The organism is Tropicimonas marinistellae (genome assembly GCF_001509585.1).
Lineage (GTDB): Bacteria > Pseudomonadota > Alphaproteobacteria > Rhodobacterales > Rhodobacteraceae > Tropicimonas > Tropicimonas marinistellae.
In genome coordinates, this window is the sequence record NZ_LNCI01000009.1 from 1 (window position 1) to 15,274 (window position 15,274).

Here is a 15,274-nt window from a genome sequence, read left to right on the forward strand (position 1 = left end):
GCGGAGAATTGTCGCTGCCGCCGCCAAGCAGCGCTGCCGCCATCGGTTCGTTCCAGGCGTCCGCATCGGTGTCATAGATCGTGTGGAACGCCCAGAAGGCCCAGGCGATATCGCCGAGATCCGCGGCTTCCCGCACGTCCTCTGTCCACTCCGAGCGCTCGTCATTGGGGATCTCGAAATAGGCGCCGAATTCTCCCATGAAGACGGGCATGTCGCCCTGTTCCTCGCGCCACTCGGCAATGAGCGCAAAGTTCTCCGCAAGTTCCTGCAAGTCCTCATTGCTCCCCCATTCGCGGCCTGTGGGAGGGGGATCTTCCACGTATGGCGCCCCTTGATGGGTGAATTCGAATGGCACGTAGTAGTGGAACGTCGGCACGATGTAGTCATCGTTGGGCAGGGTCAACTCGACCAGCCCCTCGACCGTGTACCAATCCTCACCGCCCACGATGACAGCCCGCGTTGGATTGGTTTCGCGCACGATATCGACGAGTTCTGCCATCGTCTCGTCGACCAGGTCGCCGGCGAAGGCCCCGTGCGGTTCATTGAAAAGCTCGAAGTAGACGTTCGAGGGCATGTCGGCGAAGCGCGTCGCGATCTGCTCCCAGATCGTCTTGAGCGTCGGTATATACCCGTCCGGATCGTCGTTCACCTCCCAGAAGTGGTGCAGGTCGACCACCACGTTGAGATCGCGCTCCAATACCCAGCCGATCACTTCCTCCACGCGTGCGAAGAACGCCGGATCGACAATGTCGTTGTTGTCGAGATGGTTCGACCAACCCACTGCTATGCGCACGGAGTCAAAGCCGATATCCGCGATCTCCTGCACATGGTCCTCGGCAATCACATATCCCCAGTCCCCTTCGTTCGGGGCATCCAGGGCGTTGCCCAGGTTGATTGCGCGCCCGACGTCAAACTCCAGAACAGGCGCGTCAGGCCCTATCGTCAAAGTGAAGACATCATCAACGCTGTCGGTGCCGTCGCTGGCCGTGACACGAATGTCCAGCGCGCCGTCAAAACCGGACGGTGCCTCGCCGCGAAACATCGTGCCGTCGAATGTTAACCAACCCGGGACATCACCACCGGAGGCAAGCGACACGCTCAGGGCAAGCGGGTCGCCATCAGGATCGTCGAAGGTGTCGGGGTGGAGCCGGAATGCGAAGGGATCTCCCGGCAATCGGGCGCGGTCGATGATTGGCTCCACGAGGATTGGAGATCCCCCTGGCGTAGAGGAATCCGAGTCGAATGTCAGTTGGTCGATCCGAACGGCCTCGTAGCCATCCGCCAGCCCTACGATTGTCACCACATCGCCGGGCGCGAGTTCCAGCCCCGGGATCAATGCGCTGCGCATGTTGGTGGCGTCGGCACCGCCCGTCGAGGTGGGTTCGTTCAATTCGACCCGCCCCACCACTGCGCCATTGACCTGAACGACAATCGTCCCTTCGCCGTCGTTCTCGTCAAAATAGTCCAGGGTGAGCCCATAAACGCCGGCCGCTTCGACGAAAGCGATACGCAATTCGCCGCTGCTCGCCCAAACACCGTTGTCGTTCAAGGAGGCAACGCGCCCCTCAACGGCAGCGTTGTTCTGTTCAGTTACATAGCCGGAACCCGATACAATTACGTCCTCGGCCTGATAAACCACCGATACCATCTATGACCCCCCGCTCGGGCTCAAAAAAAATTGCCCTCGCACGCGCAATGCTCCCATATGGCGAGCGCGCGAGTCAACGTCGGCCTGTGGAGGGGGGCTCCATCAGAAACGGCCGGCGTCAGACGGTTTCGTCGTATCGCGGTATATTTTCGGGTAGTTCACGCTCCTTAGCCGCGCCAGGAGGTCGGCTACCCTTGATGCACGAGACTCGCAAACAAATGCGGTTCGATACCGACTTGGTCGAAAGTCTCTCCTTCGGTCATGATGCTGACCGCGTCGTGGCTGTGGAGGCTTTCCTGATGGCTCGAGACGACCCGATAGTCGCCAATGCGGGGGTCGGCTTGAAGCCGTTCCGCAAACGATCGCGCAGCGTCTTCGACAAATATCGGGTTTGCCGCGTTCAACTCTGCGAAGGCCTGTTCGTCCTCCCGCTTCACCATGACCTGGGTTTCGGTTGGCACGGCACTTCGGCACAGTTCCACGATATCTTCGAACCAGAGGCAGGCCGCATCCGGGTCTACCACGACCGAGATTCGCGCGACCGAACGTTGCGAATGCGGCGTGGCGAGTTGGCTGCGCATTCGGCGCGCGTGTTCGGACAGTTCGAGCGAGCACGGGCACGTCGATGAGTAGACGTAGTCCAGGTGGAGGATCTTGACCCTCTCGCCGCCCCGGTCGGCGACCTCAAGCGTGATGTCGTAGTACTGGTAGCCGGAAAGCCCGGACCGAAGCGACGTTACCTTCATCGGGAAGGAAAACCGCATCGCAATGCGGGCGTCGAAACTGTCGAGATCGGTCTTGTAGGTTTCAAGCGCCTCCTCGATCACTTCGAAACTGAAGGTGCGTTCAGCGGAGCGATAGAAACTGCGCATGATGCGCGACATGTTGATACCTTTCTTGTCGGCATCAAGGCTCACCGTACCGGTGACGGACGTCTCCAACGTCAGATCCACGCCGTCGCGGGTATGAAACCGGATCGGCAATCGGAAGTTAGAGATGCCGACATGCTGAAGCGGGCGCTTTGCACCGCGGATCAGGCTTTCCGGGCCATTCTGTAGATCCGGCATTCCGGCCTTGTAAGCGGCATCTGCAACAAACCCGGCTGGATAGCTACGCGAGAGGTCCGGATAACCATTGGTTGGCCTCGCGGGCAGCAATCGCCCGATGACCGGGTCCAGGTCCGTGATCTCGGTATCAGAAGCCGTGCCTGCCCACAGTCGGAGCACCTCCAGCGCCTGCGCGGCGTCCTCCCGGCTCGGTTCCTGGTCAAAATCGGTCGCATGGTAGTTCATGTCGGGCCTCGCCGCTGTATCCTGCGCTGAACCAAGGTTGGTGCGGCCGCGCCGTTTGTCCAGTCCGCAGCACCGATTTCCTTTGGGTTTCGCTCCGTTCCACCGACCACAATCCGCTCTCCCGACGACATTGTCGGTCAGCGATCGCGGTACATTTCCACGAAATTCCGGAGAATTCGGGGGGCCAGGTCGACCTCGAAGGCACGAACCGCGGCGGTTAGCGCGGCTGCCTCCTCTGGCGGAAAATATCCCTTGTCCTTGTAGATCTCGATGCGGAGCGCAAAAACATCGCCGTCCGCCTCCGGGTGAAACTGCGTGGCGTAGACGTTCCGCCCGAAGCGGATCATCTGGTACGGGCACGGCTCGGAGGCAAGCAAGTGGGCGCACCCCCTCGGAAGCGTCTGCACCGCCTCTTTGTGGCCAACCAGCGCATTGAAACGATCCGGCAGCCCATCCAGGATCGGATCGGCGCGGCCGTCCGGCGTTACGAAACACGGCACGGCCCCCGGTGGTTCGCCAAAATGCGCCTTGGACACGCCGGCTCCCAGATGGTGAGCCAGAATGCCGATCCCGTAGCAGCAGCCCATGAAGGGAATGTCCTGACCAGTTATCTGCGGCATCAGGCCAAGAATTTCTTTCTCGATATGTCTCTCGATCACTGGCTTGGTGTCATCGGGATCGGACACGCAGCCCGGTCCCCCGCCAACGATCACCCCGGAGTAGTCGCCCAGATTGAGCATCTCCGGGATTTCCTCGCGCTCCAACCGGACCCGGCGTGTCTCGTCCTCGCGAAGCCCTCCCTTTGCCAGGAAGGCTTCGAATTCGTTGTCCGACGCCTCGGGTTCGGGGCGCAATTGCAGGATCAGGAAGGGTTTCATTCGGCCAGGTCCTCGTCTCGTTCCCGCATCTGCCGCAGGCGACGGGCCTGCGTCAAGCGCGGGGAATTTCGTCGGCGAGGGTTTCCAGCCAGCCGGGCACTTCGCGGGCATCGATTTCCGCCTCCCGGATCAGCCCGTCGAAGTGTTCCGTAAGCGAGCGCACCCGATCACGGGACCGGAACGCGAGGTAAAAACGCCCGACGTAGACCACACCGAGAAAGCGGCCGAATACAGAGACCGGTGCGCTGAACACGCGGCGCGCATCGTAGAGATACAGGCGCAACGAGGGAAAGTGCTCCGAAGTCGCCCGGATCATGCTGTCGATCTGAGCCCGGCGAACACTTGCGTCGAGCCCCCGATAATAGCCCTCCCCAGCGGCAAAAGCCCTGAGCTCCCCGATGGATACGGCAATCTCGTAGTCCGACATCTCCTCCCCCAGCAATGTCAGCCGGTCCTGCGATGCCCCGATCGCCTGCTCAGCCGTTCGACCGAGCGCGCGGTTGTATTCCCAACTCATCATTTGCTCGGTCTTGAGCACATCGGGCAGGGTTGCCGGGACGTGGCGGATCTTGGCGCCTGCCGCCTCCCTGTGCCACTCGTGAAGCTGTGCATCCGCCGAACTGCGGGCCGCCTCGGTCACGGTCATGGCCGCCGCCAGCACGTCGCCGGGCCGTTCCGGCCGGTCGGTCAGGCCCAGCAACCAGTCAGAGGAGACACCGAGCGCGCTGGCGCATTCTGCCGCCAGGTGGGCGTTCGGCAGACGCGCGGTACCCTCCGCCAGCATCTGCGCAATCGTGGAGCGGTCCGCGCCAACCGCCCGAGCAAGCGCACTGCGATTGACGCCGTTTGCCGCCATCTGGGCAAGCAGACGCGTACGAAATACATCGGCACGAGCGAGTTTGTCGGTAATTACCATGGTTTGTCGTTTTTTCTCTCGATACGTGAGAATAAGAAGATATTTTTCAGAATTCCGCAACTCGTGGATTCAGCGCATAAGTTGTGGGTGCAAGTCAAACAACCGCCGAGTTACGAACCATGATCGAGACCCCGCTGCGCAGCATCGCCAAGGCCGCCACCTGGCAAGCGCTCGGGCTGGCCATGATGACGCTGATCTCTTGGGTGGTGACCGGGTCGGTCGCGGCGGGTGGAGCAATCGCCGTATTGGGCGCCGCAGTGGGTACCGTCACCTACGTGTTCCATGAACGCCTGTGGGCCCATGTCCGTTGGGGTCGTTTGCACACCAACGACGCCGCGCCGCCACGCCCGATCAACTCAACGGCAGATCGCTAAAATTCAGCAATTTCAGCGCGTTTTGCAATGCAACTAATCTGGATTCGCTAGTGCCGACGGACACTGCCTGAAATCAGCGTCTCGACGGCCCGCCACCCATGCACGACAGAGCGACTCGGCAGGGTAAGGGCCCAGAGGCAACCGCCACCTGTCTGATCGTGCCGCCGGTCAATGGCAAGCCCGGCGAGATGGCAGTAAAGCAATGTTCCCACGCCACCGTGGCCGACCATGAGCAGGTCGCCCGACACCGGCCGCGCAAGCACTGCGTCAAGCTCCGATACGATCCGTGTTTGCGCAGCGACCGCCGTCTCCCACCCCCGGACGGCGGACTCCGGATTGGCGAAGAACGCATTCGCGACTTCTTCGAACTCCTGAGCGGGCAGATAACCCGTTGCCGAGCGGTCGTTCTCGTGAGTCGCTGGCCGGACCTCGACTTCGCACTGCCGCGCCCGCGCAATCGGCTTTGCTGTTTCCACGGCCTTTCGCTCCGCACTTGAGACGACCCGCGTAACGGTGTCGAAAACGCCGCTGTCGATCCAGTTCCGTACTCTCCGAACACCAGTCGCACTCAGTCCCCAGTCCGGAACCGGAACCTCTGGGTCGATTTCGACTTCGGGGTGCGAAAGATAGAGCAGACGTGCCATCCGCCGGGCTCAGATCCTGTCGAGCGCTTGCTTCACATCAGCGATCAGATCGGCGGTGTCCTCGATTCCCAGGCTGATCCGTACAAGTCCGGGCGTAATGCCAAGCTCCGCCTTCTGATCGTCTGGCAGTCTTTGGTGCGTTGTTGTTGCCGGATGCGTAACAATACTCTTTGCATCACCGAGATTGTTCGAGATTATCATGATCTTGAGCGCATTCAGGAACCGGAAGGCCGCCTCCTGACCGCCCTTGATGTCGAGCGAGAGTACAGTCCCCGGCCCATCGAGCATTTCTGTCGACAGCACATGTTGCGGATGCTGCTCCAGCCCCGGGTAGATCACTCGTTCCAATCGGGTATCCCATTGCAGGGCTTCGGCCATCGCCTGTGCGGTTGCCGCCTGCGCCCTGACCCGCAGATCCAGGGTCTCCAACCCTTTCAGGAGAACCCATGCAGTGAATGGGCTCATCGACGCGCCGGTATGCTTGAGATAGGGCTCGACGGTTTCGCGTATGAATGCCTTGGTTCCCAAGATCACGCCGCCGAGCGCACGGCCCTGCCCGTCGATATGCTTGGTGGCGGAATAAACCACCACGTCGGCCCCCTGCTCCAACGCACGGGAGAAGATCGGTGTGGCAAAAACGTTATCCACGATCACCGTCGCGCCAACCCTGTGGGCCAGCTTCGCCACCGCTGGCAGGTCCACGACCTCAAGTGTCGGGTTTGACATGGTCTCGAAGAACACCGCCTTTGTCTCCTTGCGGATCGCGGCTTTCCAGGCGGCCAGATCCGTGCCGTCCACGAATGTCACCTCGACACCGAAGCGGCTCAGCACGTTCTCCAGAATATAGAGACAGGAGCCGAAGAGCGCGCGTGAGGAGACCACGTGATCGCCAGCCTTCAGCATGGAGGTCAGCGCACCGTTCACCGCGGCCATTCCAGACGCCGTGGCAAAGGCATCCTCCGCCCCTTCAAGCGCGGCGATCCGGTCCTCGAACATACGAACCGTCGGGTTGCCGTAGCGGGCGTAGATGAACTCATCCGTGCCAGCCTCAAGGAACCGCGCCTCCGCCTGTTCGGCGCTGTCGTAGACGAAGCCCTGGGTCATGAAGATGGCCTCGGCCACCTCGCCGTACTGACTGCGGCGGATACCGCTGTGAATGAGTTTGGTGCGTGTTTTCCAGTCGTCCATGCGAGGACCTCCAAGCAAAAGCCCCACCGCGAGCCAGCGGCGGGGCGTCCCGCATCTGACCTCTTTAGCGGAATGTTTTACGTGGCCCGCAATCCGGTGAACAAATCGCCACGCCGCAGTGCCTATCCGCTACGATGCCAACTCGTCAAGGGAGCCTGACCGGCGCGGCACATCCACCAGACGTGATCGGACGGCGGGGCGGGTGCGGGCCGAATGCACAACACACCAGATCTCGTGGAAAAACCTGTGCGGCGTTTCAGCGGTTGATGGTGAATCCTCACGTCTCGCGGTATTGCACCGGTTGCGCAACTGCCACATCTGGGAACTTCCCGCCACCAGCCGAACACGCACCTATGCGAGGAAACGACCAAGTCCCGAGCAATCGAGCTCTTTCACGAAGATGCCTTCGGCGCATTGTTATTACGCACCTATTTCTGAACTCACTCTTTCCAGACACCGATCGGCCGCTCGCACCATCAATCGCCACTTTATTATCTCGTTACCATTTCGTTACGCGCACGTAACCCGCGCGTCACTCAGTTGAAGCAGACACGGGCTAGGCCACCACAAGATATTGTGGGACGACGCTATGCCCCTGTGCCGGATCAACGTCATTGGAGACACGCTAGCAGCCCCGGAAGGGGTCACCGCCGATATCGCGACCGCATTGTCCCGAACGCGACCGGGTGCGCCGGTTGTCGTGCTGATCCACGGCTACAGGTTTTCACCTCGGGACGAACACGCCAGTCCTCACACCCACATTCTTTCGCTCAGTCCCGCGCACGACAGCTGGAAGGCGCTCTCCTGGCCGCGGCAATTGGGTCTGGGCAGCGGGGAGCCGGATGAGCCGCTCTGTATCGCACTTGGCTGGGAGGCTCGCGGCTCCCTGTGGCAGGCCTATGGACGCGCCGCCGAGACCGGGCGGGCGTTGGCGCGGATCGTTTCTGGAATTCGCCTGATACGCCAGGGTCAACCAGTCGATGTGCTCGCGCACTCGCTGGGTTGCCGTGTGGCGCTCTCTGCCCTTCGGCACCTGCCTGCCGGAGCAATGGGGCGTGCTGTACTAATGGCGCCTGCGGAAATGCGCTCCACTGCTCGCGATTGCCTCGACACGCCAGCCGGGCGGGCAGTCGAAGTGCTCAACATCACCAGCCGGGAGAACGGCCTCTACGACCGAGCCCTCGCATGGCTGGTCGCACCACACCGATTTGGCGACCGGGCGCTCGGAACCGGGCTGAACCGGACCGCCGACAATTGGACCGACATTGACATCGACAGTCGGAGGACCCGGAACGTGTTGGAGGAAATGGGTTATCCAATCGCCCCTTCCGGCAAGCGCATCTGCCATTGGTCGGTCTACCTGCGACCCGGCCTCTTTCCGTTCTACCGTGCGGTTCTCAACCGGGAAGTGCCGCTCGCGCTGCTGCGGACGCGGACGACGATGGAAGATGGCCCAACGCCCGGGTTGCGGCTGCCGCGCCTGCATGCGTCACCGTTCGGGACCCGTCAGGCGTTCTGATGCTGCCGAAAGACATCGTCACTTCTTGGATTTTTCGGGTTCCAGATCCATGTACTTCTGCAACGACAGGATCTGCACCCACATGTAGACGATGAGCGCGATGGGAAAAGCGAATGTCTCGATCTTTACCCAGGCATCGGTCGACATGGTGCGCCAGACGAATTCGTTGGCAACCGCAAGCGCGGCGAAGCCGGCGGCCAGACGTGCGGTCAGCTTCATCCACCCTTCCTCGGCCATGGGCATAAGATCGCCCAGAACCCAAGAAAGGTAGCTTTTTCCGTGCAGCAGACCAATCCCGAGCAGGCCCGCGAACAGGCCGTAGACGATGGTCGTCTTCATCTTGAAGAAAGTCTCGTCGTTGAACCACACCGTCAGCCCGCCGAAGATCACCACCAGCACGGCGGTGACGACCTGAAGCCGCGCAAGTTTGCCAGTTAGGCGCCAGAGCATCGCGATGGAGGCCAGCAGAATGGGAACGAAGAGCGCCGCCGCGACGATGAACCCGTCGTATTCAGTTCCGCCAATCGAGTAGGTTTGATCCCGCATGTAGAGGTAGACGACAAAGAAGGCGAGCGGGGGCCCGAGCTCGAGCGCCTGTTTCAGGAGCGGATTTACCGTCTTCTCTTCCATGCCTCAGTCCTTGCCGTTTCGACCCCGGAGGGGACACCGCGTTTTGCCGCGCAAGTCAACCGTGAAGATCACCCACCCAGTTCAACAATCACGGCGCCGGCGGCGATGGTGGCCATCAAACCCAGGCGCCGCGGCCCAACGCTTTCGCGCAGTACCAGCCAGCCGATCAACGCGGCAAAGACGGTCGATGTCTCCCGCAGCACCGCCGCCTCGCCCACCTTGTCGAGCCGGGTGGCGAGCATCACCGAGCCGAAACTGCCCCAGGCGACAAGCGCGCCAACGAACCCACGCCACAGCAACGGTGGCAGATCGGGACGGTAGCGCATGTTCCTCCAACGCAGCGCCGCGATCACCGGCATGTCGAAAGCGGTTACGAAGAAAAACCATGCCAGAAAGGTGAACGGATCCGGCGTCGCCCGAATGCCGTAGGCGTCGTAGGTGGTATAAAGCGCAACTGTCGCGCCCGTGGCGAGCGCCAGCCAGAGCGCCGGTACCAGCGTTTCGCGCGCGACCTCCACATGAATCAGGTTGTAGACCGCGAGACCGAAAATGCCAGCCAGAAGCAAAAGCATCCCGAACCATTGCGTGAGCGTGAAGGTCTCGCCGAAGATCAGCCAGGCACCGAACACCGCGAATAGTGGCCCGGAGCCACGCACCACCGGGTAGACGACGGTGAAGGCGCCGCGGGAAAAGGCCAGCGCCATACCGACCTTGTACGTGAGGTGGATCGCGATGGCGCCGAGCAGGATCAGCCAGACGTGGCCCTCGGGCCAAGGCACCACGAAGAGCGCGATGGGGCCGGAAAGCACGGCAAGCCAGCCATCAATAGCACCACGGCTGAGCCACGGATCATGCCGCCCCTTCTGCAACGCACCGAAGACGGCATGCAGGAACGCAGCCGTCAGGGCGAGCAATGTCGCAACCGTGTGCCCGGCCTCGGTACCCTCCAGGCCCAGGATCCATTGGCTCATGGCGCGACGTTCATGGAACGCGGCGTGCCATGCCCGTGCGCGGTGAAAAGCCATGCGTCTGGTATAGTCGCTCGGCACCGGGGTCGGCGATCAGGCTGATGTAGCACCCGCTGGGAAGGGTTCTGTCGCACCATTCCAGCAGATACCGCACAATCGCCCCGCCGTGCCCCTGCCTTTGTTCGTCGGGATGCACCGCCACATCGTTGATCTGAACGAAACAACCGCCGTCTCCCGTGACCCGGCCCATGCCAACAAGCGCGCCTATGTCGTTGCGGAGCCAGGCCGCATGCAAGGTGCGATCCAGGCTGATCTGCACTGCCGCGTCGGGAAACACGCTCATTCCTGCCACGCGCCGCAATTCCTGAAATTCCCGAAGCGTCGCCGCCCGATCAGAGAACTCAGCCATTTGCGCCGGTCAGCGCCTGCGCGAATTCGTCGGGGTCGAAGGGTTGCAGATCGTCTATCTGTTCGCCAACGCCAATGGCGTGGATCGGCAGTCCGAAACGGTCTGCAAGGGCGACCAATACGCCGCCCTTCGCGGTGCCGTCGAGCTTGGTCATCACGAGGCCCGAGACATCGGCGAGTTCGCGGAAGGTCTCGACCTGGGAGAGCGCGTTCTGCCCTGTCGTGGCGTCGAGCACCAGCAGCGTGTTATGCGGAGCGTCCGGGTCCTTCTTGCGCAGGACGCGGACGATCTTGGCCAGTTCTTCCATCAGGTCGGCCCGGTTCTGCAACCGTCCGGCGGTGTCTATCATCAGGAGGTCGGCGCCATCGCGCTGCGCCTGTGCAAGCGCATCGAATGCGAGGCTTGCCGGATCAGAACCCTCCGGCGCAGTCAGCACAGGCACGCCGGCGCGCTCGCCCCAGACCTGCAATTGTTCCACGGCCGCAGCGCGGAACGTGTCGCCGGCGGCAATCACGACCGTCTTACCGGCGGCGCGGAACTGGCTGGCGAGTTTGCCGATCGTGGTGGTCTTGCCAGAGCCGTTCACCCCAACGACCAGTACGACTTGCGGCTTTGTCGGATAGAGCGGCAGGGGCTTGGCCACCGGCTCCATGATCCGGGCGATTTCCTCGGAGAGCAGCCCCTTGATTTCCTCGGTCGAGAGTTTCCGACCGAGCCTGCCCTCGGCCATGTTTGCCGCGACCCGCAACGCGGTATCGACTCCCATGTCGGACGCAATCAGCAACTCTTCGAGCTGTTCCAGCATCTCGTCGTCGAGAACGCGGCGGACGACCGTCTGAGGCGTACCGCGCCCGAGGATCCTCCCCAGAAATCCGGGGCGCGATTCTTCCGCGATCGGATCGGATGTGGGCATTTCCGGTAACGGGTCCAGCGGGAACGGGTCCACGGGCTGCGGGGCCTCGCTCGGCGGTTCGACCGGCACTGGTTCAGGTTCCGCGGGATATTCGATCGGCGTCTCTGGCATCCCCGGAACGGGCTCGACCGGCTCCGGAACCGGATCCGCGGGGACAGGATCGGGGTGCTCGGGCGATGGCGGCACGTCCTCTGGCGCCGGCCCGGGCTGGGGGTCGGCGGGAGGCGGGACTTGCTCGGGTTCCGGAACAGGCTGCGGGTCCGGCTCGTCCGACACGGAAACGGTCTCAACAACATCTTCCTCGCCGCCGTCCTGCACGATGGCGTCCAGCCCTTCTTCGAGCTTCGAGGAGGATTTGAACAGCCGGTCCTTGAGTTTCTTAAAGAATGCCATGCGTGGGCCTTTCGGAATTGCCGCAGATGTCACCTAATCCCATAGGGCGAGATTTGGAAGGGCGCCGCATCGCGTCAGGTCTCAACCGGCGAGTGCTGAAGACGCTCGGCGCGGCAGGCAAACTGCGCACTTCAAGCACAACGTGCCACCCGGCGGCTGGAAGCTGAGCGGGCGCCGAACCTGAAGGCGATGCGCCGGCCCGCAGCCTAACAGTATGGTGACTGGTGGTTCCGTGGCCGATCTGGCATCTTCGCCGCAACGCGCGGCTCTTTGGCCGGGCGCAACCGTGACTTCGGGTAACTACATTGCTTCAGCGTATTGCGATTTCGCTCCTACCTCTGCTCACGCCCCTGGCAGCCGTGGCCGACGGGACGCCCCTGACCGGAGAGGAGTTCGACGCCCTCACACGCGGGCGAACGCTCTATTTCTATTCCAACGGAGCGGCTTACGGCGCCGAGCGCTACCGCGACGATCGGGAAGTCACCTGGACCTTCCTGGACGGTCAGTGCAAGGATGGCCATTGGTACCAGGATGGCCCGTTCATTTGTTTCGTCTACGACGAACTTCCCGATCCACAATGCTGGACCTTCTATAACTCCGGCTCCGGATTGCGCGCCCTCTTCGAGGGGCGGGATGGGGAAACCGAACTCTACGAGGCCGGGGACGCCAGCGAGCCACTTTACTGCGTCGGGCCTGAAGTCGGCGTCTGATCTCCGGACGTGCAGGACAAGGCGTAGACGGCGCCCATGAAATGCGAATGCACAGCGTCGCCGGGCAGTCTAGGCAGCGTTCGCATCGCGCGCCGAGGTGGGAGCGACCGCCACCCCAAGCTTCGTCTTGACGCGTGTCGCAGAGAATGATCTGGCGCGTCCATGCAGGTGGAAACCCTTATTCTCGGCGCCGGCGCGGCGGGTTTGATGTGCGCCGCCCATTCCGGGCCGGGTGTACTCGTTGTTGATCACGCGAAAAGCCCCGGCGAAAAGATCCGCATCTCGGGTGGGGGGCGATGCAATTTCACCAACCTCCACACATGCCCGGAAAACTTCCTGTCCGGAAACCCGCATTTCTGCAAGTCTGCACTAGGGCGATACACCCAATGGGATTTCCTCGATCTGGTATCCCGCCATGGGATCGCCTGGCACGAGAAGACGCTGGGACAGCTTTTCTGTGACGAGTCGGCCAAACAGATCGTTGCGATGTTGCTGGCCGAAGCGGCCGGCGCAGAGCTGTGGCTGCAAACAGACGTAGGCGCCATCGATCACGACGGTGCGCGCTTCTCAGTGATACTGGAACGCGACGGACGACCCACCACGGTTTTGGCGCGAAATCTGGTCGTGGCGACAGGCGGCAAGTCGATCCCAAAGATGGGCGCAACTGGATTGGCGTATCGAATTGCCGAACGCTTCGGCCTCGGTGTGACCGAGACGCGACCGGCGTTGGTTCCACTCACTTTTTCCGGACCGGTGCTGGAACGGCTGAAGCCGCTTGCGGGCTTGTCTGTCGACGCCGAGGTCACCTGCAACGGTGTAGCGTTCCGCGAAGGACTGCTGTTCACCCACCGCGGGTTGTCCGGCCCGGCGATCCTTCAGATCTCGTCCTTTTGGCGGGAGGGCGATCCGATCTGTGTCGATCTGGTGCCGGGAGTGGAGTTGGTCGCGGCATTGCGCTCGCGGCGCCAATCCGGCGGACGGATAGCGCTGGCGACGGCGCTCAGCGAATACATGCCGACGCGGCTGGCGCAGGTCGTCGCCGAAGGATCTGGGCTACGTGGTAACCTAGCGGACCAGAATGATGGGGCAGTACGGGAACTATCCGCCCGGGCAACTGGCTGGGATCTGTTGCCATCCGGGAGCGAAGGCTACCGCACGGCGGAGGTGACGCTCGGCGGCGTGGCAACGGACGGGCTATCGTCCAGTACAATGGAGGCGCGTGCCGTGCCCGGGCTCTATTTCATCGGCGAATGCGTGGATGTCACGGGCTGGCTCGGCGGGTACAATTTCCAATGGGCCTGGTCATCAGGCTGGGCTGCGGGCGCTGCTATCGCGGCACGCTCCCAGTGACCGCTCTAATCCGGATCACGCCCTCAGCCGCGCCTCGACCTGAGCAACGAAGTCCTCGCCGCGCCGCTCGAAGCTGTCATACTGGTCGAAGCTCGCCGCCGCCGGCGCCAGAAGCACCGTCTCACCCGATTTCGCCTCGGTCATGGCCCGTTCGACAGCACGCTCCATCGTTCCGCAGATCTCGGCCTCGACGTTGGAGCCCAACCCGAGCGCAAAATGTTCCGCTTCCCGGCCGATCACATAGGCTTTCACGACGCTGTCCAAATGCGGATGCAGAGCGTCCAGCCCACCATCCTTCTCCAGCCCGCCACAGATCCAGCGGATCCCCTTGAATGCTTGGAGCGCCTGCGCCGCACTGTCCACATTCGTTGCCTTGGAATCGTTGACGAAAGTGACGCCATCCGTTTCCGCAATTACCTGGCTGCGATGCGGCAGGCCGGGAAAACTGTTCAGGCCCGCTTCGATCGCCCGAGGCGCCAACCCGAGCGCGCGCACTGCGGCATAGGCGGCACAGGCGTTCTGGTGGTTGTGCGCTCCCGGCAGGCCGCGGATCCCGCGCAGGTCGATGGACGCCGCCTGCCGCCCCTTGCGATATTCTGAAAGGAATCCCTTGCGCGCGAAAACCGACCAACCCGGGCCGGCAAGCTTTTGCCCCGAGGAGACCCTGATCACCCGGCTGTCTGCCGGCCCTTCGGATAGTTGGCCGGCAAGGAACAGCCCCTCCGCCTCGTCTACACCAATCACGGCCCGGTCCGGCCCTCCCTCGGCAAAGAGCCGACGCTTGGCGGCGAAATATCCGCCCATGCCTCCATGGCGATCCAGATGGTCTGGCGACAGGTTGGTGAAAATCGCGATGTCAGGGGTAAGCGCACGGGCGAGATCGGTCTGGTAGGAACTGAGTTCCAGCACCACCACCCCGCCGTCTCCGGGCGGGTCGATGTCAAGCACGCCCCGTCCGATGTTTCCCGCAAGTTGCACCTCGCGACCGGCCGAATCCAAAACATGCGCGATCAATGCCGAAGTCGTGGACTTCCCATTGGAACCGGTGACTGCGACCACTTTTGGCATCACGTCGAAGGTATCCCAGTCATCGGCGGCGCACGACCGGAAGAACAGGCCAATATCGTTGTCTACCGGAACGCCGGCCCGGAGCGCCGTTGCAATGGCCCGGTGTGGGCTCGGATAAAGGTGCGGAATACCGGGCGACGTTACCAGCAGCGCGACCTCATCCAGAGCGCCCGGTGCGGTCGGATCATGAAGTATGAATCCCTCGCTCTCGGCGCGTTCCCGGCCCGTGGCACCATCGTCCCAGCACAAGGGGATGCCGCCTCCGGCCGCGATTGCCCGCGCCGCGGTGAGGCCTGATCGGCCAAGACCAAGAACGAGTACCTTCTGCCCGGCTACACCTCTGACAGGGATCATGACTGCGCTCCCGGTAGTTT

15 protein-coding genes and 1 riboswitch are annotated in these 15,274 nt (G+C 62.4%); of the genes, 4 read left to right on the plus strand and 11 right to left on the minus strand.

What is annotated here, in order from left to right:
• From ARC39_RS18305 to ARC39_RS18320, 4 genes are all read right to left on the minus strand, one after another.
• Positions 1-1,648: cellulase family glycosylhydrolase (locus ARC39_RS18305; protein WP_068116305.1), on the minus strand; the 1,648-nt coding region annotated here is incomplete at its 3' end.
• A 188-nt stretch (positions 1,649-1,836) separates the two neighbouring features.
• Positions 1,837-2,940 (minus strand): GTP cyclohydrolase FolE2, encoded by a 1,104-nt coding sequence (gene folE2, locus ARC39_RS18310; RefSeq protein WP_068116306.1) that lies wholly within the window; start codon positions 2,938-2,940, stop codon positions 1,837-1,839.
• 137 nt (positions 2,941-3,077) lie between these two features.
• Complete coding sequence (locus ARC39_RS18315; RefSeq protein ID WP_068116307.1) at positions 3,078-3,818, minus strand: glutamine amidotransferase; 741 nt, start codon at positions 3,816-3,818, stop codon at positions 3,078-3,080.
• Between the two features lie 52 nt (positions 3,819-3,870).
• Positions 3,871-4,734 (minus strand): helix-turn-helix domain-containing protein, encoded by an 864-nt coding sequence (locus tag ARC39_RS18320; protein WP_068116308.1) that lies wholly within the window; start codon positions 4,732-4,734, stop codon positions 3,871-3,873.
• A 119-nt stretch (positions 4,735-4,853) separates the two neighbouring features.
• Here ARC39_RS18320 and ARC39_RS18325 point away from each other — a divergent pair, with 119 nt between their 5' ends.
• A complete protein-coding gene (locus tag ARC39_RS18325; protein ID WP_368085986.1) occupies positions 4,854-5,108 on the plus strand; it encodes a DUF2061 domain-containing protein in 255 nt (84 codons plus the stop codon).
• A 47-nt stretch (positions 5,109-5,155) separates the two neighbouring features.
• Here ARC39_RS18325 and ARC39_RS18330 read toward each other — a convergent pair whose 3' ends face one another.
• Entirely contained in the window at positions 5,156-5,752 is a 597-nt protein-coding gene (locus ARC39_RS18330; protein ID WP_068116309.1) for a histidine phosphatase family protein, read from the minus strand.
• A 9-nt stretch (positions 5,753-5,761) separates the two neighbouring features.
• Positions 5,762-6,940 (minus strand): O-succinylhomoserine sulfhydrylase, encoded by a 1,179-nt coding sequence (gene metZ / locus ARC39_RS18335; RefSeq protein WP_068116312.1) that lies wholly within the window; start codon positions 6,938-6,940, stop codon positions 5,762-5,764.
• Between the two features lie 43 nt (positions 6,941-6,983).
• Positions 6,984-7,062: riboswitch (SAM riboswitch) on the minus strand.
• A 467-nt stretch (positions 7,063-7,529) separates the two neighbouring features.
• Here metZ and ARC39_RS18340 point away from each other — a divergent pair.
• Positions 7,530-8,459 carry an alpha/beta fold hydrolase gene (locus ARC39_RS18340; RefSeq protein ID WP_068116314.1) on the plus strand — a complete coding sequence of 310 codons (930 nt, stop codon included), beginning with the start codon at positions 7,530-7,532 and terminating at the stop codon, positions 8,457-8,459.
• Positions 8,460-8,477: 18 nt separating this feature from the next.
• Here the strand turns inward: ARC39_RS18340 and ARC39_RS18345 are convergent, their stop codons facing one another.
• From ARC39_RS18345 to ftsY, 4 genes are all read right to left on the minus strand, one after another.
• Positions 8,478-9,089, minus strand: coding sequence for an inner membrane-spanning protein YciB (locus tag ARC39_RS18345; protein ID WP_068116316.1), 612 nt, complete (start codon positions 9,087-9,089; stop codon positions 8,478-8,480).
• Between the two features lie 68 nt (positions 9,090-9,157).
• Positions 9,158-10,060, minus strand: coding sequence for an EamA family transporter (locus tag ARC39_RS18350; protein WP_068116318.1), 903 nt, complete (start codon positions 10,058-10,060; stop codon positions 9,158-9,160).
• A gap of 10 nt (positions 10,061-10,070) precedes the next feature.
• On the minus strand, positions 10,071-10,466 hold the full coding sequence (locus tag ARC39_RS18355; RefSeq protein WP_068116319.1) for a GNAT family N-acetyltransferase: 396 nt from the start codon (positions 10,464-10,466) through the stop codon (positions 10,071-10,073).
• Complete coding sequence (ftsY, locus tag ARC39_RS18360) at positions 10,459-11,772, minus strand: signal recognition particle-docking protein FtsY (protein WP_068116322.1); 1,314 nt, start codon at positions 11,770-11,772, stop codon at positions 10,459-10,461. The genes ARC39_RS18355 and ftsY overlap by 8 nt, the downstream gene beginning before the upstream one ends.
• Before the next feature lie 305 nt (positions 11,773-12,077).
• Between ftsY and ARC39_RS18365 the strand changes: the two genes are divergently transcribed.
• Both ARC39_RS18365 and ARC39_RS18370 read left to right on the plus strand, forming a co-directional pair.
• Positions 12,078-12,482 carry a hypothetical protein gene (locus ARC39_RS18365; RefSeq protein WP_236545307.1) on the plus strand — a complete coding sequence of 135 codons (405 nt, stop codon included), beginning with the start codon at positions 12,078-12,080 and terminating at the stop codon, positions 12,480-12,482.
• Between the two features lie 162 nt (positions 12,483-12,644).
• Positions 12,645-13,832: a BaiN/RdsA family NAD(P)/FAD-dependent oxidoreductase gene (locus ARC39_RS18370; protein WP_068116324.1), complete on the plus strand. Its 1,188-nt coding sequence runs from the start codon at positions 12,645-12,647 to the stop codon at positions 13,830-13,832.
• 15 nt (positions 13,833-13,847) lie between these two features.
• Here ARC39_RS18370 and murD read toward each other — a convergent pair whose 3' ends face one another.
• Positions 13,848-15,254 (minus strand): UDP-N-acetylmuramoyl-L-alanine--D-glutamate ligase, encoded by a 1,407-nt coding sequence (murD, locus tag ARC39_RS18375; RefSeq protein WP_068116325.1) that lies wholly within the window; start codon positions 15,252-15,254, stop codon positions 13,848-13,850.
• Positions 15,255-15,274: the final 20 nt, after the last annotated feature.